Annotated in this window: 23 protein-coding genes; 8 read left to right on the top strand and 15 right to left on the bottom strand. The window is 66.4% G+C overall.

Translation table 11 applies throughout. The annotated features are described in order from the left end of the window. Positions 1 to 97 precede the first annotated feature (97 nt). The 11 genes from BWR19_02275 to BWR19_02225 form a co-directional block, all read right to left on the bottom strand. Positions 98 to 1,138 carry a UDP-3-O-(3-hydroxymyristoyl)glucosamine N-acyltransferase gene (locus BWR19_02275; GenBank protein ID APX91864.1) on the bottom strand — a complete coding sequence of 347 codons (1,041 nt, stop codon included), beginning with the start codon at positions 1,136 to 1,138 and terminating at the stop codon, positions 98 to 100. A 51-nt stretch (positions 1,139 to 1,189) separates the two neighbouring features. After that, the gene (locus BWR19_02270; GenBank protein APX91863.1) at positions 1,190 to 1,696 is read right to left on the bottom strand and encodes a molecular chaperone Skp; all 507 of its coding nucleotides are present in this window, start codon (positions 1,694 to 1,696) and stop codon (positions 1,190 to 1,192) included. Between the two features lie 53 nt (positions 1,697 to 1,749). Further along, the gene (locus BWR19_02265; GenBank protein ID APX94863.1) at positions 1,750 to 4,062 is read right to left on the bottom strand and encodes an outer membrane protein assembly factor BamA; all 2,313 of its coding nucleotides are present in this window, start codon (positions 4,060 to 4,062) and stop codon (positions 1,750 to 1,752) included. Positions 4,063 to 4,192: 130 nt separating this feature from the next. Then, complete coding sequence (locus BWR19_02260; protein APX91862.1) at positions 4,193 to 5,551, bottom strand: RIP metalloprotease RseP; 1,359 nt, start codon at positions 5,549 to 5,551, stop codon at positions 4,193 to 4,195. A gap of 1 nt (position 5,552) precedes the next feature. After that, complete coding sequence (locus BWR19_02255) at positions 5,553 to 6,755, bottom strand: 1-deoxy-D-xylulose-5-phosphate reductoisomerase (GenBank protein APX91861.1); 1,203 nt, start codon at positions 6,753 to 6,755, stop codon at positions 5,553 to 5,555. Between the two features lie 16 nt (positions 6,756 to 6,771). Then, positions 6,772 to 7,569: a phosphatidate cytidylyltransferase gene (locus tag BWR19_02250; GenBank protein ID APX91860.1), complete on the bottom strand. Its 798-nt coding sequence runs from the start codon at positions 7,567 to 7,569 to the stop codon at positions 6,772 to 6,774. Beyond that, positions 7,562 to 8,332: a di-trans,poly-cis-decaprenylcistransferase gene (locus BWR19_02245; GenBank protein APX91859.1), complete on the bottom strand. Its 771-nt coding sequence runs from the start codon at positions 8,330 to 8,332 to the stop codon at positions 7,562 to 7,564. The genes BWR19_02250 and BWR19_02245 overlap by 8 nt, the downstream gene beginning before the upstream one ends. Before the next feature lie 40 nt (positions 8,333 to 8,372). After that, entirely contained in the window at positions 8,373 to 8,930 is a 558-nt protein-coding gene (locus BWR19_02240; protein ID APX91858.1) for a ribosome recycling factor, read from the bottom strand. A gap of 4 nt (positions 8,931 to 8,934) precedes the next feature. Next, positions 8,935 to 9,708 carry a UMP kinase gene (locus tag BWR19_02235; GenBank protein ID APX91857.1) on the bottom strand — a complete coding sequence of 258 codons (774 nt, stop codon included), beginning with the start codon at positions 9,706 to 9,708 and terminating at the stop codon, positions 8,935 to 8,937. 108 nt (positions 9,709 to 9,816) lie between these two features. Beyond that, positions 9,817 to 10,686, bottom strand: a complete 870-nt coding sequence (locus tag BWR19_02230; GenBank protein APX91856.1) for a translation elongation factor Ts — start codon at positions 10,684 to 10,686, stop codon at positions 9,817 to 9,819. Between the two features lie 127 nt (positions 10,687 to 10,813). Further along, positions 10,814 to 11,551 (bottom strand): 30S ribosomal protein S2, encoded by a 738-nt coding sequence (locus BWR19_02225; GenBank protein APX91855.1) that lies wholly within the window; start codon positions 11,549 to 11,551, stop codon positions 10,814 to 10,816. A 292-nt stretch (positions 11,552 to 11,843) separates the two neighbouring features. Here BWR19_02225 and BWR19_02220 point away from each other — a divergent pair, with 292 nt between their 5' ends. From BWR19_02220 to BWR19_02190, 7 genes are all read left to right on the top strand, one after another. Beyond that, a complete protein-coding gene (locus BWR19_02220) occupies positions 11,844 to 12,635 on the top strand; it encodes a type I methionyl aminopeptidase (GenBank protein ID APX94862.1) in 792 nt (263 codons plus the stop codon). Between the two features lies 1 nt (position 12,636). Next, positions 12,637 to 15,312, top strand: coding sequence for a [protein-PII] uridylyltransferase (locus tag BWR19_02215; GenBank protein APX91854.1), 2,676 nt, complete (start codon positions 12,637 to 12,639; stop codon positions 15,310 to 15,312). Positions 15,313 to 15,418: 106 nt separating this feature from the next. Then, the gene (locus tag BWR19_02210) at positions 15,419 to 16,642 is read left to right on the top strand and encodes a succinyldiaminopimelate transaminase (GenBank protein APX91853.1); all 1,224 of its coding nucleotides are present in this window, start codon (positions 15,419 to 15,421) and stop codon (positions 16,640 to 16,642) included. Positions 16,643 to 16,655: 13 nt separating this feature from the next. Beyond that, positions 16,656 to 17,000, top strand: coding sequence for an ArsC family reductase (locus BWR19_02205; GenBank protein ID APX91852.1), 345 nt, complete (start codon positions 16,656 to 16,658; stop codon positions 16,998 to 17,000). 56 nt (positions 17,001 to 17,056) lie between these two features. Continuing rightward, positions 17,057 to 18,082, top strand: coding sequence for a 2,3,4,5-tetrahydropyridine-2,6-dicarboxylate N-succinyltransferase (locus BWR19_02200; protein APX91851.1), 1,026 nt, complete (start codon positions 17,057 to 17,059; stop codon positions 18,080 to 18,082). After that, positions 18,069 to 19,238 (top strand): succinyl-diaminopimelate desuccinylase, encoded by a 1,170-nt coding sequence (locus tag BWR19_02195; protein ID APX91850.1) that lies wholly within the window; start codon positions 18,069 to 18,071, stop codon positions 19,236 to 19,238. Before BWR19_02200 ends, BWR19_02195 begins: the two co-directional genes overlap by 14 nt. A 7-nt stretch (positions 19,239 to 19,245) precedes the next feature. Next, positions 19,246 to 19,635: a hypothetical protein gene (locus tag BWR19_02190; protein APX91849.1), complete on the top strand. Its 390-nt coding sequence runs from the start codon at positions 19,246 to 19,248 to the stop codon at positions 19,633 to 19,635. A 109-nt stretch (positions 19,636 to 19,744) separates the two neighbouring features. Here BWR19_02190 and BWR19_02185 read toward each other — a convergent pair whose 3' ends face one another. Further along, on the bottom strand, positions 19,745 to 20,221 hold the full coding sequence (locus BWR19_02185) for a DNA-binding protein (protein ID APX91848.1): 477 nt from the start codon (positions 20,219 to 20,221) through the stop codon (positions 19,745 to 19,747). A 146-nt stretch (positions 20,222 to 20,367) separates the two neighbouring features. Here BWR19_02185 and BWR19_02180 point away from each other — a divergent pair, with 146 nt between their 5' ends. Further along, positions 20,368 to 20,610 (top strand): slyX, encoded by a 243-nt coding sequence (locus tag BWR19_02180; protein ID APX91847.1) that lies wholly within the window; start codon positions 20,368 to 20,370, stop codon positions 20,608 to 20,610. Positions 20,611 to 20,641: 31 nt separating this feature from the next. Here BWR19_02180 and BWR19_02175 read toward each other — a convergent pair whose 3' ends face one another. The 3 genes from BWR19_02175 to BWR19_02165 all read right to left on the bottom strand — a co-directional run bounded on the left by BWR19_02175 (position 20,642) and on the right by BWR19_02165 (position 22,696). Further along, complete coding sequence (locus BWR19_02175; GenBank protein ID APX91846.1) at positions 20,642 to 21,592, bottom strand: thioredoxin-disulfide reductase; 951 nt, start codon at positions 21,590 to 21,592, stop codon at positions 20,642 to 20,644. A gap of 172 nt (positions 21,593 to 21,764) precedes the next feature. Further along, complete coding sequence (locus tag BWR19_02170; protein ID APX91845.1) at positions 21,765 to 22,367, bottom strand: alkyl hydroperoxide reductase; 603 nt, start codon at positions 22,365 to 22,367, stop codon at positions 21,765 to 21,767. A gap of 119 nt (positions 22,368 to 22,486) precedes the next feature. Beyond that, positions 22,487 to 22,696: a hypothetical protein gene (locus tag BWR19_02165; protein ID APX91844.1), complete on the bottom strand. Its 210-nt coding sequence runs from the start codon at positions 22,694 to 22,696 to the stop codon at positions 22,487 to 22,489. Between the last annotated feature and the right edge of the window lie 49 nt (positions 22,697 to 22,745).

The raw sequence follows: 22,745 nt of genomic DNA, 5'->3' as shown, positions 1-22,745 counted from the left end.
CCTCTGAAATAGCGAAACGACTCACTTGCGTGAGTATGCAGCGGCGGCGGGTGCCTCCCTGGCCGGGACAGCGATTATACCGGCAGCCCGGCGAGACTCAACGGCCGCCGTGGTGCTTTTCCAGACGTACCAGCCGCTTGGCGATGTCATCGAGCTGCTTGAAGCGCACGGCGTTCTTGCGCCACTGGGCGTTGCTCATGGCGCCGGTGCCGGACGAATAGACACCCGGTTCATGAATCGAATTGGTGACCAGGCTCATGCCGGTGACCTGTACCTTGTCGCAAATCGTGAGATGCCCGGAGAGTCCCACGCCACCGCCCAGCATGCAGTGCTTGCCGACCTTGGTGGAGCCGGCAATGCCCACGCAGCCGGCCAGCGCGCTGTGGTCGCCGATCTGCACGTTGTGGGCGATCTGCACCTGGCTGTCGATCTTGACGTCATTGCCGATCAGGGTATCCCCCAGGGCACCACGGTCGATGCTCGAACAGCTGCCGACCTCGACGTCATCGCCCATGATCACGCTGCCGAGCTGGGCGATCTTGTGCCAGCGACTGCCGTCGTGGGCAAAGCCGAAGCCGTCGCCGCCGATCACGCAGCCGCTGTGCAGAATGGCACGCTCGCCGATCACCACGCCGTGGCACACCGTGACGTTGGCATGCAGTCGCGAGTCGGCGCCGATCTGGCTATCGGCCCCCACCACGCTGCCCGGGCCGATCACCGTGCGGTCGCCAATCACCGCCCCCGCTTCGACCACCGCCTGGGGGCCGACCTGAACATCGGCGCCCAGCGACGCGCCGGGCTCGATCACCGCCGAGGCGTGCACGCCCTGGCCGGGACGATTGGCCAGCGGATCGAACAGCCGCGACAGCTCGGCATAGCCGAGGTAGGGGTTGTCGAGGGTCAGGCAGGTGACCGGGCACTCCTCGGCATGGCTGGGATGCAGCAGCACCGCCGCGGCGCGGGTGTGGGTCAGGTACTTGAGGTAGGCCTTGTTGGCCAGGAAACTGATCTCGTCGGGCCCAGCATCGCTGAGCGTGGCCAGGCCGCTGACCTGCCGGCTGCCGTCACCGATCACGCCGGCGCCCAGGCGCTCGGCGAGCTCGTGCAGCGTGTAGCAGTGAGAGATGGCGTCGGTCATGGAACCTGAATCGGCTGAAGGAGGCGAGGCCCCGCCCTTGCGGGCGGGCACTTAGTTCATCGAGTCGAGGATCTGGGTCACTTCGTCGGTGAGATTCATCAGATCCTGATTGGTGTTGATGATGCCATTGATATCCATCAACACGTCAATGCCGTGACGCGCCATGAGCTCATCGACGGCACGCTCGAGCTTGGGCTCGGCGTCCTGCAGGAAGGCCTGCTCGGCCTGCTGCTGAGCCTGCATGATCTGCTGACGCAGCTCGACGAACTGCTGCTCCTTCTGCTGGCCTTCCTGCATCAGCGACTGACGCTCGCTGTCGGACATCACCGCGCCATCCTGCTGGAGGCGCTCCTGAAGCTGCTGCAGCTCCTCACCCAGCGCCTGAGCCTGCTGCTGCTGGCCGCCGATCTGGCTCTCGAGCTGGCTCATCGACTGCTGAGCGGAGCGAGTTTCCATCAGCGCCTGGCGCCAATCGACCACCGCCACCTCTGCCGCCTGAGCGGCGGACGCCAGCAGGCCGAACAGCCCTAGGGACAAGATACCCATTACCTTACGCATGACACCACTCTCCTGAAAAACGTGCCCCGTTCGGGCATTCCATGGTAACCGGCTTAGAAGGTCTGGCCCAGCGAGAACTGGAAGAACTGGGTATCGTCGCCTTCCTTGTCGTTGAGCGGCTCGGCGATGCTGAAGGTCAGCGGGCCTACCGGCGTCAGCCACGACAGGCCGATACCCACACTGTAGCGCAGCTCGCTGAGATCGACGCCCGATTCACAGCGCGACTGGTCGCCGTCGAGCACGTCGTAGCAGTCGGTCAGGAAGGTGTTACCGGCATCCAGGAAGAAACCGGTCTGCACCGAGCGCTGATCCTCCATGAACGGCGTCGGGAACAGCAGCTCGGCGGAGCCTTCGACCAGCACGTTGCCGCCTAGGGTGCGGTCGTTACCGCCGCCGCGCGGCGTGGTGCGCGGGCCCAGGGTGTTGCCGGTGAAGCCACGTACTGAGCCCAGGCCGCCGGAGAAGAAGTTCTCGTAGAACGGATAGGGGTCGTTGCCGATGGTGTCGGCGTAGCCCAGGGTACCGCCGAACTTCAGCGACCAGTCGTTATTGAGCTCGAACAGCTGCTGGGCGCGGGCACGCAGCTTGTAGTACTCGGCGTCGCTGCCGGGCGCGGCAGTTTCCAGCGAGATACGCTGATAGTTGCCGGCGGTGGGCATCACGCCGCGGTTGAGGTTGTTGCGTGTCCAGCTGGCGGTCAGCTTGAGACTCTGGGCGCCGGCGCCCTGGTCATCCACGTAGCGCACGATTTCCGAGGCGGTATCGTTGTAGGTCTTGACCGTCAGATCTTCCACCGTGGCACCGAAATTGAGGCGCGCCAGCTCGTTGATCGGATAGCCGAAGTTGATCCCGGCGCCGTAGGCGTCGGTGGAGTAGGTGGAGATATCCGAGTCTTCGAAGTCGGTCTCGCGGTAGTAGAGGTTATAGCCGCGTGAGATGCCGTCCAGGGTCCAGTAGGGGTCGGTGAAGCCGAAGTTGAGGCTGGTGAAGGTGTCGCTGCGCTGGGCACCGACGTTGACCCGGTTACCGCTGCCGAGGAAGTTGTTCTGCGACAGCGCCGCACCGTAGATTACGCCGGCGCTCTGCGAGAAGCCGACGCTGGCCGAGATCGAGCCCGACGGCTGCTCCTCGACGTTGTAGGTCACGTCGAGCAGGTCGCTCTCGCCGGGCACCGGCTGGGTGTCGACGTCGACCTGGCGGAAGAAGCCCAGCCGCTCGAGGCGCTGGCGCGACTGGCGGATCTGGTCGGTGGAGGCCGGCGCGCCCTCCATCTGGATCATCTCGCGGCGCAGCACCTCGTCTTCGGTGGTGGTGTTACCCTCGAAGTTGATGCGCCGCACGTAGGCACGCTGGCCCGGGTTGACGTTGAACACCACGTCCACCGTCTCGCCGTCGGCGGAGGGCTGTGGGCGAGCATCGACGTTGGCGAAGGCGAAGCCCTCGGCGCCGAGGCGCGAGCGCAGCGCTTCGGAGGAGGCAGTGATGTCGCTGCGCGAGAAGATCTCGCCGGATTCGGCGGTGATCAGCTCGCGGGCCTCGGATTCGGGAATCTCCAGGTCGCCGGCGAAGCGGATATTGCCGAGCCGGAACTGCTGCCCTTCGTCGACGTTGACGGTAATGAAGATTTCCGACTTGTCGGGACTGATCGAGACCTGGGTCGAGCTGATATCGAAATTGACGTAGCCGCGATCGAGATAATAGGAGCGCAGCCGCTCGAGGTCCCCGGACAGCGCCTCGCGGGAGTATTCATCGCGCGAGAACCAGCCGAAGAAACGGCCCGGACGGTCGTTGAGCTCGAACTGGTCGCGCAGGGTATCGTCGTCGAAGGCCTGGTTGCCGACGATGTTGATCTGGCGAATCGAAGCCACCGCGCCTTCGTTGATATCGACGTTGACGCGCACCCGACTCTCATCGATCTCGTCGACGCTGGTCTCGATACGCGCGCTGTAGCGCCCCTGGGCCTGGTAGACCTGCTCCAGTTCGCGCTGGATCTCCTCGAGGGTGGAGAGCTGCAGCACCTGGCCTTCGGCGAGGCCGGCATCGCTCAGGCCGTCACGCAGGTCGGACTCGGAGATCTGCGAGTTGCCGGTGATGCTCAGCGCGGTGATAAAGGGGCGCTCGACCACCTGAATGATCAGGATGTCGCCGTCGCGGGCCAGTTGGACGTCGTCGAACAGACCGGTGGCGAACAGTTCGCGTGCGGCACTGGCCAGCTCGCGCTCGTCGACGCGGTCGCTGGTGCTGACGGGGAAGGCATTGAACACGGAGGCTGCAGAAACTCGCTGCAGGCCCTCTACGCGGATGTCGGAAACATTGAAAGAGTCTGCCAGCGCTACCTGGGCGCTGGTAAGCAGCAGCGCCGCCAATCCGATGGTCTTGAGTTTCATGCAGTCGATTCGCTCGAGTTGGTCTGCCCGCGTGTGGAACAGGCACCATATACATTTGTGCAGGGTTCTGACAAGCCGCGGCCCGCCGAACCCTGCCGCGGGTCGTGTGTCACCATAGCCGCATCAGGTCGAAATACAGCGCCATCAGCATCAGGCTGCCGACCAGCGCCACGCCGATACGCAGCCCCATGGCCTGGACGCGCTCCGATACCGGCTTGCCGCGCACCGCCTCGACGGCATAGTAGACCAGATGGCCACCGTCGAGGATCGGAATCGGCAGCAGGTTGAGAATCGCCAGGCTGATCGACAGATAGGCCAGGAAGCTGACGAAGGTCTCCAGGCCGGTGCGCGCCGAGTCGCCGGCCACCCGGGCGATGGTGATCGGCCCGGAGAGGTTGGACGGCGAGATCAGGCCGACGAACATCTTGCGAATGGCGTCGACGGTGAGCAGCGACATCTCGCCGGTGCGCGACAGCGACTGGCCGACCGCGGCCAGTGGCCCGTAGCGGATTTCGCGACGATACTCCTCGGGCCACTCCACCGCTTCGACGCCGGCACCGATATAACCGATCGCCACGCCGTCCTCGATCTCGTTGCGCCCGGGCGTCAACTCGACGCCCAGGGTCTCGCCGTTACGCGCTACCTCGACCGCCAGGGTATCACCCGGGCTGGCGCGGACCAGATCGACGAAGTGCAGCCAGTCGTCGACCGGCTCGCCGTCCACCGTCAGCACCCGGTCGCCGGGCTGGAGACCGGCCTGGCCGGCGGCCTCACCGTCGAGGATCTGGCCCAGCACCGCCGGGAACGGCGGTCGCCAGGGCTCGAGCCCCAGGCTCGGCAGCGGCTGCGGTGGATCCTGCCGTACCAGCCAGTTGTCCACCGGCAGCTGATACTCGCGGGCGCTGCTGCTGCCCTCGTCGCGGGCGCTCAGCGACAGCGCTCCGCTGTGGCCGATGGCCGCAATCAGCTTGAGGTTGATCTCGTCCCAGGAGCGCACCGACTCGCCCTGCACCGCGACGATCTCCTGTCCGGGGCTGAGCCCACCCTGCTCCGCCGGCGAGCCCGGGGCCACGCTGCCCACCACCGGCGCCACCGTGGTGGTGCCGACCACGAACATCAGCCAGTAGGCGACGATCGCCAGCAGGAAATTGGCCAGCGGCCCGGCCGCCACGATGGCGATGCGCTGCCACACCGTCTTGCGGTTAAAGGCCTGGTGCTGCTCGGCGGGATCCACCGGCGCCTCGCGCTCGTCGAGCATCTTGACGTAGCCGCCCAGCGGGATCGCCGCCACGGCAAATTCGGTGCCGTGGCGGTCGACCCGCGACCACAGCGGCTTGCCGAAGCCCACCGAGAAGCGCAGCACCTTCACCCCACAGCGCCGCGCCACCCAGAAGTGGCCATATTCGTGGAAGGTGATCAGCACGCCGAGGACCACGATCACCGCCAGGATATTCTGTATCACGCCCATCTTAGGTCGTCTCCTCGAGCATCCGCGCCAGAATCGCCTGGGCAGCCTGACGCGCCTGGCGGTCCTCGTCGAGGATCGTCGCCAGCTCATTCACGGCCAGCACCGGTCGCGCCTCGCGTACCCGCGCCACCAGCTCGGCAATCGCGGTAAAGGGCAGCTGGCCGGCGAGGAAGGCGTCCACCGCCACCTCGTTGGCCGCATTGAGCACCGCCGGCGCCGTGCCGCCGTCCATCATCGCCTCGCGGGCCAGGCGCAGGCAGGGGAAGGCCGTCTCGTCCGGCGCCTGGAAGTCGAGCCGCGCCACCTGGAACAGGTCGAGCGGCTCGACGCCGGCGTCGATGCGCTGCGGCCAGGCCAGCCCGTAGGCGATCGGCGTGCGCATGTCGGGGTTGCCCAACTGGGCGATCACCGAGCCGTCGCTGTAAGCGGCCATCGAGTGGATCACGCTCTGCGGGTGGACCACCACCTGGACCTGCTCGGGCCGCGCGTCGAACAGCCAGCAAGCCTCGATCAGCTCGAGCCCCTTGTTCATCAGCGTCGCGCTATCCACCGAAATCTTGCGGCCCATCGACCAGTTGGGATGGGCGCAGGCCTGGGACGGCGTCACGGCCGCCAGCTGATTCGGGGTCCAACCCAGGAAGGGTCCGCCGGAGGCCGTCAGCAGCAGCTGGGTGACGCCGTGGCGCGTCAGTCCGCCGCGGTGCTCAGCGGGTAGACACTGGTAGATGGCATTGTGTTCTGAATCGATCGGCAGCAGGGTCGCGCCATGGGACGCCACCGCGTCCATGAACAGCGCCCCGCCCATCACCAGTGCCTCTTTGTTGGCCAGCAGCACGCGCTTTCCGGCGCGCACCGCGGCCAGCGTCGGCAGCAGGCCAGCAGCGCCGACGATGGCCGCCATGACCACATCGACCTCGCCGGCCTCGGCGACCTCGACCAGCGCCGCCTCACCGGCGCGCACCTCGGTGGCGAGCCGCTCTTCGGCCAGCTTGTCGCGTAGCCAGGCGGCGTCGGCCTCGAAGGCCAGCACCGCCACGTCCGGCCGATGCCGACGGCACAGTACCAGCAGCGCCTCGCGCGAGGTATGGGCGGTGAGGGCGTGCAGGCGGTAGCGGTCGGGATGACGGGCAATGACATCCAGGGTGCTGGTACCGATCGAGCCGGTGGCGCCCAGCACGCTGACAAGCTGAGGTGAATCGCTCATGTGGCCCACCCGCGCGTCACAGCCAGCTGCCGAGCAGCGCAAACCACGGCACCGCTGCGGTCAGGCTGTCGATGCGATCGAGCACGCCGCCATGGCCGGGCAGCAGGGCGCTGGAGTCCTTGATGCCGCGGTAGCGCTTGAGCATGCTCTCGAGCAGGTCGCCGAGCACCGAGATCAGCGTCACCAGCCAGGTGATCATCACCAGTGCCAGGCCCTGCCCCAGGCCCAACGACTGCCAGGTCGCGAACAGCAGCGCTAGCAGGGTGGTCGCCGCCAGGCCGCCGGCCACGCCCTCCCAGGACTTGCCGGGGCTGACCCGCGGCGCCAGCTTGCGCCGGCCGTAGGCGCGGCCGGCGAAGTAGGCGCCGGTATCCGCGCACCACACCAGCAGCAGCACGAACAGCAGCCACACGGCGCCGCTCTCGCGCAGCGCGATGAAACCGACCCAGCACGGCAGCAGCACCCATAGCCCCATGGCCAGGCGTCGCGGCGTGGCCTGCCACTGAGCCCCCTTGTCGGGGTAGTGGATAATCCAGTAGAGGTTAGCCAGCCAGCCCAGCGCGCCTAGCCACAGCAGCCAGCTCGCCTGTGCGGCGCCCGTCAGCCACAGCACCAGCATCAGCAGCGCCATGCCCGCGGCGCCCAACAGGCGCTGACGCTGGCCTTCGAAGCCGGCCAGGTTGACCCACTCCCAGCTGGCCAGCAGCACGATCAGCGCGGTGAACAGCGCAAAGGCGCCGCCGTCGAGCCAGAACAGGCCCAGCAGCACCAGCGGCGCCAGCCATAGGGCGGTGATGATGCGCTGTTTAAGCATGCTGTGCCTCGACCTGTTCATCGGTCATGCCAAAGCGCCGCAGCCGACCGCAGTAGGATTCGAGTGCCTGGTCGAAGGCGGCGCCGTCGAAATCGGGCCATAGCACCGGCGTGAAATAGAACTCGGCGTAGGCCAGCTGCCAGAGCAGGAAGTTGGAGATGCGCTGCTCGCCGCTGGTGCGGATGCACAGGTCCACCGCGGGCGCCCCAGCCAGGCACACCTGGCCGCCCAGGGCGGCTTCGTCGATCTGCGCGGCGCGCAGCTCGCCCGCCTCGACGCGCTCGGCGAGGCGGCGGGCGGCCCGCGCCAGATCCCAGTGGCCGCCGTAGTTGGCGGCGATCACCAGATGCAGGCCACGGTTGTCGCGGGTCAGCGCCTCGGCGCGCTCGATATGCTGCTGGATCGAGGCCGAGAAACCGTTGCGATCACCAATCACCGAGAGGCGGATATCGTGCTCGTGGAGCTTCTTGACCTCGCGCTTGAGGGCCCACAGGAACAGCTCCATCAAGGCGCTGACCTCATCGGCGGGACGCCGCCAGTTCTCGCTGGAGAAGGCAAACAGGGTGAGCACCTCGATGCGCCGCTCGGCGGCGCGGCGGATCACCGCACGCACCGACTCGACGCCAGCGCGGTGACCGCGCACGCCGGAGAAGCCGCGGGCACGCGCCCAGCGATTGTTGCCATCCATGATCACCGCCACGTGGCGCGGCAGGCCATCACGGCACTCTTGTGAAGACAGCGTTGAGGACATGGGGTCTCGCATCGGGGGAGAGGAAGAGGCGGGCACGTGGCCCGCCAGCCGCTCAGACCTGCATCAGGTCGTGTTCCTTGGCTTCCAGCAGGCTGTCGATCTCGCCGATGTACTTGTCGGTGAGCTTCTGGATGACATCCTCGCCCTTGTGCTGCTCGTCCTCGGAGATCTCCTTCTCCTTGAGCAGCGACTTGAGGTCACCGTTGGCGTCACGCCGCACGTTGCGCACCGCCACACGGGCATGCTCCGCCTCGCTGCGCGCCTGCTTGATGTAGCCCTTGCGGGTCTCTTCGGTCAGCATCGGCATCGGCACACGAATCACGCTGCCCGCGGTGGACGGGTTGAGGCCCAGGTCGGCGGTCATGATCGCCTTCTCGACCTTGGGCACCATGTCCTTCTCCCACGGCGATACGCTCAGCGTGCGGGCGTCCTCGATGTTGACGCTGGCCACCTGGTTGATCGGTACCTGACCACCGTAGTACTCCACCATCACCGCGTCGAGGATGCTGGTGTGGGCACGCCCGGTACGGATCTTGTGGAAGTTGGCCTGCAGCGCCTCGAGACTCTTCTTCATGCGAGACTCGGCGTCTTTCTGAATATCGTTGATCACGTCATTACCCTCTGTCTATCAGCGTGCCTTCCTTGCCGCCCACCACCAGGTTGAGCAGGGCACCGGGCTTGTTCATATCGAATACGCGAACCGGCATGTCATGGTCACGCACCAGGCAAATGGCGGTCAAATCCATGACACCCAGCTTCTGGTCGAGCACCTCATCGTAGGTCAGGTGCTCGTACTTCACCGCGTCGGCGTGCTTGACCGGATCCTTGTCGTAGACACCGTCGACCTTGGTGGCCTTGACCACCACGTCGGCATCGATCTCGATGCCGCGCAGGCAGGCCGCCGAGTCGGTGGTAAAGAAGGGGTTGCCGGTCCCGGCGGAGAACAATACCACGTCACCGGAGGTCAGGTAGCGAATCCCGGTGCGACGGTCGTAGTGCTCCACGACCCCGCTCATGGGAATCGCCGACATCACCCGCGAGCGGATATTCGAGCGCTCCAGCGCATCGCGCATGGCCAGGGCGTTCATCACCGTGGCCAGCATCCCCATATGGTCGCCGGTGACACGATCCATGCCCGCCTCGTTGAGCGCCGCACCGCGGAACAGGTTGCCGCCGCCGACCACGATACCGACCTGGACCCCGATCCCTACCAGCTGGCCGATCTCCAGCGCCATGCGATCCAGCACCTGCGGATCGATGCCGAACTCGTGCTCGCCCATCAGGGCTTCGCCGGACAGCTTGAGAAGAATGCGCTTGTACTTCGACTTGGCACCGCGCTCGGGCTTGGTACCGCGCTCGGCGCTGTGGGGGTCGTGGCTCGTGGGCATGGAAGCTCTCCTGGTGGCTATGCGGGCGGGCATGGCTGGCATGCACCAGCCGGATACGCGAAGGCGTGCGCTTGCGCGCACGCCAACACGTGTCGATGGAGTCAGACCTCAGCTACGGCGAGCCTGTTCCATTACTTCCTTGGCGAAGTCGACCTCTTCCTTCTCGATCCCTTCACCCACTTCGAAGCGCGTGAAGCCGACCACTTCACCGCCGGCGCTCTTGACGAACTCGGCGACGGACTGGTTGGGGTCCTTGACGAACGGCTGCTCGGTCAGGCTGTTCTCGGCCAGGTACTTCTTGAGGCGGCCCTGGACCATCTTCTCGGCGATCTGCTCCGGCTTGCCGGCCATGTCCGGCTGGGCCAGGATGATCGCCTTTTCCTGATCGAGCTGCTCCTGGGGCATGTTCTCGGGCAGTGCCACGGCCGGGTTGATGGCGGCGACGTGCATGGCAACGTCCTTGGCCACCTCGGCGTTGGCACCCTTGAGCACGGTCAGTACCCCGATGCGGCCGCCGTGGACGTACTCGCCCACCAGATTGCCGGCGCCGGCCTCGACCATCACCGCACGACGCACGCTGATGTTCTCGCCGATCTTCTGCACCAGCTGCTCGCGGGTGGCTTCCATGTCGCCGGCCATCAGCGCGGCCACGTCGTCGCTCTTGGCATCGAACAGTGCGCTGGCGACCTGGTCGGCGAAGCTCTTGAAGTTGTCGTCACGGGCGACGAAGTCGGTTTCGGAGTTGATCTCGACCATCACGCCGTAGCTGCCGTCATCGGCCACGCGGGTCACCACGGCGCCTTCGGCGGCGGTGCGACCGGCCTTCTTGGCGGCCTTGAGACCGGAGTTCTTGCGCAGGTCCTCGATCGCCTGCTCGATGTCACCACCGGCTTCGGTGAGGGCCTTCTTGCACTCCATCATGCCGAGCCCGGTACGCTCGCGCAGTTCCTTGACCTGTGAGGCGCTGATAGCTGCCATGATAATAACCTCTGAAATTGGTTCGACGTCGGTACGCGGATCTCCCGCGCAGCGGGAAAAAAGGGGGCCGAAGCCCCCCTTCTCGCCTGCTCATCGCACCCACGGCGCGGCAGCAGGCGCAGCGGTATTACTCGGCGGTTTCGCTGGCGTCGGCGTCCGAGACTTCAACGAACTCGTCGGGACGACCTTCCTTGGCGCGACCGCAGGCATCGGCGATGGCCTTGACGTAGATCTGGATGGCGCGGATGGAGTCATCGTTACCCGGGATCACGTAGTCGACGCCGTCCGGATCGGAGTTGGTGTCGACCACACCGATCACCGGGATGCCCAGCTTGTTGGCCTCGTTGATGGCAATCCGCTCGTGGTCGACGTCGATCACGAACAGCGCATCGGGCAGACCGCCCATCTCCTTGATGCCGCCCACCGAACGCTCGAGCTTGTCCTGCTCGCGGGTGGCCATCAGGACTTCTTTCTTGGTCAGCTTCTCGAAGGTGCCGTCTTCGTGCATCGCTTCGAGCTCGCGCAGGCGCTTGATCGACTGACGAATGGTCTTGAAGTTGGTCAGCATGCCGCCCAGCCAGCGGTGGTTGACGAACGGCTGACCAACGCGATTCGCCTCTTCCTTGATGATCTTGCTGGCGGAACGCTTGGTCCCCACGAACAGGATCTTGTTGTTGGAAGCGGCCATCTTCTCGACCACGCCGATGGCGTCGTTCAGCGCCGGCAGGGTGTGCTCGAGGTTGATGATGTGAATCTTGTTGCGCGCACCGAAGATGAACTTGCTCATCTTCGGGTTCCAGTACTTGGTCTGGTGACCGAAGTGGGCGCCTGCCTTGAGCAGGTCACGCATATTGACGTGTGCCATGGATGACTCCTGATAAATCGGGTTAGGCCTCCATGCACCCCATGGATCCGACCAGCGCACTCGCGTGACGCAGGCACCCGGGACCATGTGACGGTGCATGTGTGATTTAGGCGTTCATACGCCCCCCGCATTATCGTCTCCCCGCGTCGAGCGCTCAAGGCCCGTCCGCACTCCGGTCAACGATTGCAGGAAAGCGCGCGGCTTTATACCATAGTTCGCTACCGAGATGAAGTCGCCGGCCGCCTTTGGCGTCCACTTCCGGCGCGTCACCCGCCTCCAGATTCGAGACCCCATGAACGTTCCCATCAAGACCGCAGCGGAAATCGACAAGATGCGCGAGGCCGGTCGCCAGGCCGCCCGCGTGCTGGAAATGATCGCCCCCCACGTCGAGGCCGGTGTCTCCACCGGCAGGCTCGACCGTCTGTGTCACGAGTTCATCGTCGACGAGCTGGGCTCGACGCCGGCCCCGCTCAACTACCACGGCTTCCCCAACGCCACCTGCACCTCGATCAATCACGTGGTGTGCCACGGCATTCCCGATGACGCCAAGAAGCTCAAGAAAGGCGACATCATGAACATCGACATCACCGTCAAGACCGCCGACGGCTACCACGGCGACTCGAGCAAGATGTTCGTGATCGGCGAGACCATCCAGGGCGAGCGGCTGTGCCGCATCACCCAGGAGTGCCTCTACAAGAGCATCGCCCTGGTCAAACCCGGCGTACGGCTTTCCGCATTGGCCCAGGTGATCCAGCAGCACGCCGAGGCCAACGGCTACTCGGTGGTGCGCGACTTCTGCGGCCACGGCATCGGCGCCGGCTTTCACGAGGACCCGCAGATCCTGCACTACGACGGCTACGCCCCGGAGGCCGATATCGCCCTGGCCGAGGGCATGTGCTTCACCATCGAGCCGATGATCAACGTCGGTGGCTACCGTACCAAGGTACTGCGCGACGGCTGGACCGCCGTGACCAAGGACCGCAGCCTGTCGGCGCAGTGGGAGCACACCCTGCTGGTCACTGCCGACGGCGTCGAGGTGCTCACCGCCCGCGGTGAGGAAGACCTCACCTTCCTCGACCGCTGACATGCTGCTGCACCACTACCGTTTCACGCCCGACACGACGCTGTTCGACGAGGCCACGCTGCGCGCCGAGCTGGACGGCAGCCGCTCGCCGATTGCACCGTTCAAGGCCGCGCTGCGTGGGATCCAGGCGCGGCTCGATGAGCGCTTTCGCGCCGGCGCCGACATCCGCGACCTGATCCACGGCCGCGCCTGGTGCCTCGACCGCCTGCTGCAGGTGGCCTGGTCGCGCCACGCCTGGCCCGATCACGGCATCGCCCTGCTCGCGGTCGGCGGCTACGGCCGCGGTGAGCTGCACCCGCACTCCGACATCGACCTGCTGCTGCTGCTCGAGCACGACGACGACACCCCCTACCGCGAGCCGCTCACCGACTTCATCACCTTCCTGTGGGACATCGGGCTGGAGATCGGCCATAGCGTGCGCTCGCTCAACGACTGCCAGCGCGAGGCCGAGGCCGACGTCACGGTGATCACCAACCTGCTCGAGACGCGCACCCTGGCCGGCAGCGAGCAGCTGCGCGAGGCGATGCGCCAGCGCCTCGCCACCGACCGGCTATGGCCGGCGGACCGCTTCTTCGAAGCCAAGTGGCAGGAGCAGATCACCCGCCACTACCGCTACAACAACTCCGAGTATCACCTCGAGCCCAATATCAAGAGCTCCCCGGGCGGACTGCGCGACATCCAGATGATCGGCTGGGTGGCCAAGCGCCATTTCGGCACCCTGCGCTACGAGGACGTGGTCGACAACGGCTTCATGAACGACGCCGAGCTGCGCATCCTGAGTCAGGGTCAGGCCTTCCTGTGGCAGGTGCGCTATGCGCTGCACATGCTCACCGGGCGCGCCGAGGATCGCCTGCTGTTCGATCACCAGCGCGCCATCGCCGAGCTGTTCGGCTACCGCGACACGCCTGAGCGCCTCGCCGTCGAGCAGTTCATGAAGCGCTACTACCGCCACGTCACGGCGCTGGCCGGCCTCAACGACATGCTGCTGCAGCACTTCGACGAAGTGATCCTGCGCGGCGACGAGCGCCTCGAGACCACGCCGCTCAACGACCGTTTCGAGATCAAGGGCGGCTATATCCAGGCGCGTCACCCGCGGGTCTTCCGCCAGCGACCGGCGGCGCTGCTCGAGCTGTTCCTGCTGATGGCGCAGCACCCGGAGATCGAAGGCGTGCGTGCCGAGACGATTCGTCTGATTCGCGACAACCGCCACCGCATCGACGACCTGTTCCGCGACGACGTGCGCCACCAGAGCCTGTTCATGGAGCTCATGCGCTCCAGCGGCAACGTGGCCCGCCAACTGCGGCGCATGAACCGCTACGGCGTGCTCGGCAAGTACCTGCCGGAGTTCGGCCAGGCGGTGGGCCTGATGCAGCACGACCTGTTTCACATCTACACCGTCGACGCCCACACCCTGCGGCTGCTCAAGTTCATTCAGTGCTTTCGCGAGCCCGAGGGGCGCGAGGCGTTCCCGGTGGCGGCGACCCTGGTCCACCAGCTGCCCAAGCTCGAGCTGCTGTGGATCGCCGGGCTCTATCACGATATCGGCAAGGGCCGCGGCGGCAACCACTCGCTGATCGGCGCCCGCGATGTCGAGGGCTTCGCCGAGCGCCACGGCCTGTCGCCCCGCGACACCCGGCTGCTGAGCTGGCTGATCGAACACCACCTGCTGATGTCGAAGACCGCCCAGAAGCGCGACATCACCGACCCCGACGTGATCCGCGACTTCGCCCGACAGGTGCGCGACGAGGTGCACCTCGACTACCTCTACGTGCTCACCGTGGCCGATATCAACGCCACCAATCCCTCGCTGTGGAACGGCTGGCGCGCCAGCCTGCTGCGCCAGCTCCACGCCGAGACCAAGCGTGCCCTGCGCCGCGGCCTGGAGAACCCGCTGGACCGCGACGACTGGGTGCGCGAGACCCGCGAGGAGGCGCGCTCGCTGCTGACCAGCGTCGGCGCCGATCCGGCGCGGGTCGAGCGCCTGTGGGAGTCCCTCGGCGAGGACTACTTCCTGCAGTACGCACCCAGCGAGATCGCCTGGCAGACCCAGGGCATCCTCGGCCACGGCGACTCGCAGCTGCCGCTGATCCTGATCAGCGTGCCCACCGAGGACATGGCCGAGGGCGGCACCAAGGTGTTCATCCACACCCGCTCGGTGGACGACCTGTTTGCGGCCACCGCCGCCGCCATGGAACAGCTGGGGCTGTCGATCCACGATGCGCGCATCGCCACCTCGAGCAACGACTGGACGCTCAACACCTTCATCGTGCTCGACGACGACGGCGAGGCGATCCGCGACCGCGAGCGCATCGAGGCGATTCGCCGCCATCTGGTCGAGGAGCTCGACGACCCGGACGACTACCCGCAGATCGTCACCCGCCATACCCCGCGCCAGCTCAAGCACTTCAAGGTGCCTACCCAGGTGCTGATCGAGCAGGACCCGGCCAACGAGCGCACCCTGCTGGAGCTCACCGCCCCCGACCGCCCAGGCCTGCTGGCACGGGTCGGGCGCATCTTCATGGAGCAGGACATCGCCCTCTCGGCGGCCAAGATCGCCACCCTCGGCGAGCGCGTCGAAGACGTCTTCTTCATCACCACCAAGGGCGGCGAACCGCTGACCGATCCCGAGCGCCAGCAGCGCCTGCGCGAACGACTGATCGAGGTACTCGGCGTCTAGCGGGTTTGAGGCGCCTTCGCCGCTTCCCTATAATCCTCGGGTCACGCCGCCGCCGTCGGCGTCGACCCGCCCACGTTTCCGCCGCCTCGAAGCGACCAGGACAGCCATGAACCCCGATCTCGATGCCCTCAAGCCCTACCCCTTCGAGAAGCTCGCCGCGCTCAAGGCCGACGTCACCCCGCCGGCGGCGCTGACGCATATCCCGCTGACCATCGGCGAGCCGCAGCATGCACCCTATGCCGGTGCGCTCGAGGCGCTAGTGGCGCATCAGCAGGAGATGGCGCGCTATCCGGCGACCAACGGCATGCCCGAACTGCGCCAGGCGATTGCCGGCTGGGCGAGCCGCCGCTTCGGCCTCGCGGGCCTCGACCCGGACACCCAGGTGCTGCCGGTCAACGGTACCCGCGAGGCGATCTTCGCCTTCGTCCAGGCAGCACTCGACCGCAGCCGCCCGGCCAGGGTGGCGGTGCCCAACCCCTTCTACCAGATCTATGAAGGGGCGGCGCTGCTGGCCGGCGGCGAACCGCTCTACCTCGACTGCCGCGCCGAGCACGGCTTTCGGCCGGATTTCGATGCCGTATCCGCCGACACCTGGCGCGAGGTGCAGGTCGTCTTCCTGTGTTCGCCGGGCAACCCCACCGGGGCGGTGACGCCGCTGGCCGACTTCCAACGCCTGCTGGCACTTGCCGACGAGCACGACTTCATCATCGCCTCCGACGAGTGCTACTCCGAGCTCTACCTCGACGAAGCCGCGCCGCCGCCTGGGCTGCTGCAGGCCTGTGCAGCGCTGGGCCGCCAAGACTACCGGCGCTGCCTGGTCTTCCACTCGCTCTCCAAGCGCTCCAATCTGCCCGGGCTACGCTCCGGCTTCGTGGCCGGCGACGCCGCGCTGATCGCGCCATTCAAGCGCTACCGCACCTACCACGGCTGCGCCATGTCGCTGCCGCTGCAGCGCGCCTCGATCGCCGCCTGGCAGGACGAGCAGCACGTGCTCGCCAACCGCGACGCCTACCGCGAAAAGTTCGCCGCGGTGACCGAGATCCTCGCCCCGGTAATGGATTTCCCAGCCCCCCAGGCAAGCTTCTACCTGTGGCCGGCGGTTCCCGGCGGCGACGACGCGGCCTTTACCCGGGCGCTCTACGCCGAGGAGCATGTCAGCGTGCTGCCGGGCTCGTATATGGGTCGCCCCGCTACCGGCGACGGGATGGGGCGTGCCGCGGTCGACGGCCACAACCCGGGCAGCGGCCGCGTGCGCCTGGCGCTGGTCGCCGAGCTAGAGGCCACCGTCGAGGGCGCGCGCCGCCTGCGTCGCTTCATCGAACGCCAGTGAAGGAGGACTCCCCATGCTGACCCTGTTTGGCATCAAGAACTGCGACACCTGCCGCCGCGCGCGCAAGGCCATGGACGCCTCCGGCGTGCCCTACCAGTTCCACGACCTGCGCGAGGACGGCCTCTCGGCGGCGCTGCTCGAGCACATCCTCGAGCGGGTGCCGGTGATGACCCTGCTCAACAAGCGCAGCACCACCTGGCGCCAGCTCGACGACGCCGACAAACAGGACATCGACGCCAACCGCGCCCGCGAGCTGATGCTGGCCCATCCCACCCTGCTCAAGCGACCGCTGCTGGATACCGGCGATGATATCCTGGTCGGCTACCGCGACGGCGACTACGACAACCTGCCGGTCTAAGCCACGGCTCAGACCGCTGACACCCTTTCACTGACGTCTTTCAAGAGGACACCTGCATGCTCAGCTTTGCACTCGGCATCGGCACCCAGAACACCCAGGGCGACTGGCTGGAAATCTACTACCCGGCACCGCTGTTCCAACCCGACGCAGCGCTGGTCGACGCCGCCCGCCAGGCCCTGGATGCGCCGGCCGGCAACGCCGCGGTGAGCTTCCTGCCCGAGCACTGTGCGACACTGGCCGCTGCCCTCAAGGCCGTCGGCAACCCCGAGCAGGCCGAACTCGCCGAGTCGCTGGCGGCCAGCCAGCGCCCGCTGGTGGCAACCTTCCTCGATACCGACACGCCGCCGGAGAGCGCACCCGAGGTGTACCTCAAGCTGCACCTGCTGTCGCACCGCCTGGTCACGCCCCATCAGCTGGACCTGACCGGCATGTTCGGGCTGCTGCGCAACATCGCCTGGACCAACGAGGGCCCGATCGATATCGAAGAGCTGCCGGCACGCCGCCTCAAGGCGCGCCTCGAGGGCCGCGCGCTGTCGGTGGACTGCGTCGACAAGTTCCCCAAGATGACCGACTACGTGGTGCCCAAGGGCATTCGTATCGGCGATACCGCACGGGTGCGCCTGGGCGCCTACCTGGGCGAAGGCACCACCGTGATGCACGAGGGCTTCGTCAACTTCAACGCCGGCAGCGAGGGCCCGGGCATGATCGAGGGCCGCATCTCGGCCGGCGTGATGGTCGGCAAGGGCTCGGACCTGGGCGGCGGCTGCTCGACCATGGGCACTCTGTCAGGCGGCGGCAACATCGTGATCAAGGTCGGTGAAGGCTGCCTGATCGGGGCCAACGCCGGCATCGGTATCCCGCTGGGCGACCGCTGCACCGTCGAGGCCGGGCTCTATATCACCGCCGGCGCCAAGGTCACCCTGCTCGACGACCAGGGCCAGGAGGTCAAGACCGTGGCCGCCCGCGAGCTGGCCGGCCAGGACGACCTGCTGCTGCGCCGCAACTCCCAGAACGGCCGCATCGAGTGCCTGACCAACAAGAGCGCCGTGGCGCTCAACGAGGCGCTGCATGCCCACAACTGAGTCGCAGCCCCCGTCGCCGACCCTGGCACTGGCCATCGAGCTGATGGCCAGGCCTTCGGTGACGCCCGATGACGAAGGCTGCCAGGCGCTGATGATCGAACGCCTCGAGGCGCTGGGCTTCCATATCGAGCGACTGCCGTTCGGTGACGTCGACAACTTCTGGGCGGTGCGCGGCCACCACGGCCCGGTACTGGCCTTCGCCGGCCACACCGACGTGGTGCCCAGCGGGCCGCACACCAACTGGGAGACGCCGCCCTTCGAGCCCTGTCTCGATGCAGACGGCATGCTCAGGGGCCGCGGTGCCGCCGACATGAAGGGCAGCCTGGCGGCGATGATCACCGCGGTGGAGCGCTTCGTCGCCGCCCACCCCGAACACCACGGCAAGCTCGCCTTCCTGATCACCTCCGACGAGGAGGGGCCTGCCGTGGACGGCACCCGCGCCGTGGTCGAGCACCTCCGCGAGCGTCACGAGCGGCTCGACTACTGCATCGTCGGCGAGCCCTCCTCCAGCGAGCGCCTCGGCGACGTGATCAAGAACGGCCGGCGCGGCTCGCTGGGCGGTGTGCTGCACGTCAAGGGCGTACAGGGCCACGTGGCCTATCCGCAGCTGGCCAGCAACCCGATCCATGCCGCCATGCCGGCGCTGGATGCCCTGGTGAGCGAGCACTGGGACGACGGCAATACCTTCTTCCCCGCCACCAGCTTCCAAGTCTCCAACCTGCGCGCCGGCACCGGCGCCACCAACGTGATTCCCGGCGAGCTGGAGGCGGTGTTCAACTTCCGCTACTCCACCGAGGTGACCCACGAGCAGCTGCGTGAGCGCACCGAGGCGATCCTCGATGCCCACGGCCTCGACTACCGCCTCGACTGGACCCTCAACGGCGAGCCCTTCCTCACCGCCGAGGGCGAGCTGGTAGAGGCCGCGGTGAGCGGCGTCGAAACGGTGACCAAGCAGCGCCCGGCGCTGTCGACCAGTGGCGGCACCTCCGACGGCCGCTTCATCGCCACCCTGGGCAGCCAGGTGGTCGAACTGGGGCCGCTCAATGCCACCATCCACCAGGTCAACGAACGCGTGCGCGCCGCCGACCTGGACACCCTGAGCGAGATCTACGAAGCCATCCTGGTGCGCCTGTTCGCCCATGGCGAGGCCAACTGAGGTGCCCATGCAGCGCTATCCGGACATCGAGATCTACCTCGCCGCCGACGCCAGCGTCGAGGCGGTCAGCCAGTGGCTGAGCGCAAACCTCGACGCGGCGCCGCTAGGCCCTGCCGGCAAGCGCCAGTGGCGCACCATCGGGCACCTGCAGGGCCAGCGCATCCCGGTGCTGCTGGTCGAGCAGGCCGCCGACGGCTTCAGCAGCCTGTGGTTCGACAGCGACGCGACGCCCTGGCCGCGCGACGCCGACTGCGCCCGCGACGTCAGCCAGGCGCTGAGCTGCGAGGTGCGCTGCTCGCTGGGCGGCTGGCAGCCCGGCGACGATCCGGATCGCTTCTGGCGAGTGTTGCCGGACGGCCGCGAGGAGGCCATCACCTGGCCCGACTCCGGCCAGTAACCCAGGCTAGGCCTGAAACGACATCGCCCCGCGCGAGCGGGGCGATGTCTGATGATGGTGTAACCACCTGCCTATCGAAAGCTGACGAGCGAAGGTCAGGCGCTTCGCTTCAGGTAATCACGGTGACGTCGTCGGCTTGCAACCCCCGCTCATTCTCGACGATGTGATAGCGCACCTTCTGACCCTCGGCCAGGGTACGATGCCCCTTGCCGCGGATGGCACGGAAATGCACGAAGACATCGTCGCCGTTGTCACGGGTGATGAAGCCATACCCCTTGTTGACGTTGAACCACTTTACCTCGCCGATCTCGCGATCGTCGTTCTCGATGTCGGCCAGTACGGCCGAGGCAGGCGAGGCCGAGGGCGACAGCACCTGGACGGCACTGGTCGCGACCAGCAGCAGCAGGAACACTGCCGCGACGACGGCCAGATAGACGCCGGCCACCCCACCGAGCTCGAGCGATGCCAGCAGCTGCTGGGACAGCAGACCGCCGGTGAACGAGACGAACAGAGTGATCAACAGGGGAGCAGGCGCGGCGAGCAGGAGACTGATGATAAGACAGCGAACAAACACCTTATGATTCATGGACCTCAACTTCTCTTGTTGTGGTGGACGTGGATACTAGCTATGACAATCACGGTCGTGCCCCCCGGCGTGATGACCGACGGACCACAGTGACATTGGATGAAGGTGCAGCGATGAACGGCAACACGCAACGAGACGATTCTAGCATGCCTGAACAGGCGTCGCTCGCCGGCTTGGCGGCGCGGCTGGAGGCTCTCGAGAGCCGCACCGCCCACCAGGAGCACTGGCTGGATCAGCTCGACGAAGCGGTAGCGAGTCAGGAGCGGCGCCTGCAGGAGCTGATCCGGCTCAACGCCATGATGCAGAAGCGCCTGCGCGAACAGCAGCAGGCGCTGAATGATCAGCCCGAGGGCTTCGACCCGTCCCAGGAGCTCCCGCCGCATTACTAACTGGTAGTAGCGAGCGGCGGGGCGCTAGGCGCTAGCCAATCTCGTCGAGGTAGCGCTCGGCGTCCAGGGCCGCCATGCAGCCGCTGCCGGCGGAGGTGATCGCCTGGCGATAGACGTGATCCATGACGTCGCCGGCGGCGAACACCCCTGCCACGCTGGTCGCGGTGGCGTTGCCCTCGAGGCCTGACTTGACCTTGATATAGCCGTTGGCCATGTCCAGCTGGCCCTCGAACAGGCCGGTATTGGGGGTATGCCCGATGGCGATGAACACGCCGGGGGCGGCCAGTTCCTTGGTGCTGCCGTCGGCGGTGGACGCCAAGCGCACGCCGGTCACGCCGCTGTTGTCGCCGAGCACCTCGTCGAGGGTGTGGTTCCACTCGATGGCCATGTTGCCGTTCTCGACCTTGTCGAACAGCTTGTCCTGCAGGATCTTCTCGGCGCGCAGGCTATCGCGGCGGTGCACCAGGGTCACCTTGGCAGCGATGTTGGAGAGGTACAGCGCCTCCTCAACGGCGGTGTTGCCGCCGCCGATCACCACCACCTCCTGATTGCGGTAGAAGAAACCGTCGCAGGTCGCGCAGGCCGACACCCCCTGGCCCATGAACTGCTGTTCCGAGGGCAGCCCCAGGTAGCGGGCGCTGGCGCCGGTGGCGATGATCAGCGCATCGCAGGTATAGGTGCCACCGCTACCGGTGAGCGTGAAGGGTCGGCTGCGCAGGTCGACTTCGTCGATATGGTCGAACAGCACCTCGGTCTCGAAGCGCTCGGCGTGGCGCTTCATGCGCTCCATCAGCTCGGGGCCCTGGACGCCCGCGTCGTCACCCGGCCAGTTGTCCACGTCGGTGGTGGTGGTCAGCTGGCCGCCGGCCTGCATGCCGGTGATCAGCAGCGGCTTGAGGTTGGCGCGGGCGGCATACACGGCGGCGGTATAGCCGGCCGGGCCGGAACCGAGAATGATCAAGCGTTCGTGGCGTGCGTCCATGGATGACCTCATGGGTGTCTTGAATGATGGCGGGTAGCGTTAGTCGTCGCGCTGGCGACGCGTTGCGGCATGGCGACACGGATCGACATGCCGCAACGTATCGGAGGCAGAGTGTATCACTGCACCAACGCAAAGAGGCGGCCCGCAGGCCGCCTCTTTGCAAGCGCTCGACTTACAGCGCCTTGGAGTGGGCGCCGAGGTACTTGGCGACGCCTTCCGCAGTGTCCTTCATGCCTTCCTGGCCTTCGTCCCAGCCGGCCGGGCAGACTTCGCCGTGCTGCTGGTGGTGCTTGAGGGCCTTGACCATGCGCAGCATCTCGTCGACGTTGCGACCCAGCGGCAGGTTGTTGACGGTCTGGTGCTGGACAACGCCGTGCTCGTCGATCAGGAAGGAAGCGCGCATGGCGACGCCGGCTTCCGGATGCTCGATGCCGTAGGCCTGGGTCACTTCGTGCTTGACGTCGGCCACGATCGGGAAGCCGACTTCGCCGATGCCGCCCTTCTCGGGAGACGTCTTGCGCCAGGCGTGGTGGGTGAACTGGGAGTCGATGGAGACACCGATCACCTCGACGCCGAGCTCCTTGAACTGCGCCAGACGGTTGTCATGAGCGATGATCTCGGAGGGGCAGACGAAGGTGAAATCAAGCGGCCAGAAGAACAGCACGCGCAGCTTGCCGTGGCTGTCGGAAAGCTTGAAATCATCGACGATCTCGCCGTTACCCAGCACAGCAGCAGTTTCGAAATCGGGGGCTTGGCGGCCTACCAGTACGCTCATTCAGGTCTCTCCCTTGAGGTGCGAATGATGATTGTATGATCAAAATAGCGGCTAAGACTAAAGTCAAAGCCACGATATTGGCAATCAAGTTGATCAATTGATGCCATAGTCCAATGCTATCACACCACGTCATCATCGCGCCCCAGGGCAACCTCCTCCAGCTCACCGCTTTGCGGCGATACGCTGATGCGCAGCTGAATCGGCGCGCAGCAGCGCGGACAGTCCTCCCAGGTCATGTGGCTGCCCTGGCTGGCATCCACCAGCAGGTCGAAGGCGGTACTGCAGTATGGGCAGTGCACCGCCCGTGAAGTGAGCATCTCTTCATGCATCGGGGAGCTCCTGTCATCGTCGTGCCACTCGCGTGGGGTATTGCCTCTA

Origin of the sequence: Halomonas sp. 1513, from assembly GCA_001971685.1 — a bacterium.
Classification (GTDB): Bacteria; Pseudomonadota; Gammaproteobacteria; order Pseudomonadales; family Halomonadaceae; genus Franzmannia.
Note: the sequence above shows the minus strand (reverse complement) of the source record. Positions and strands in the feature narration are given on the sequence as shown.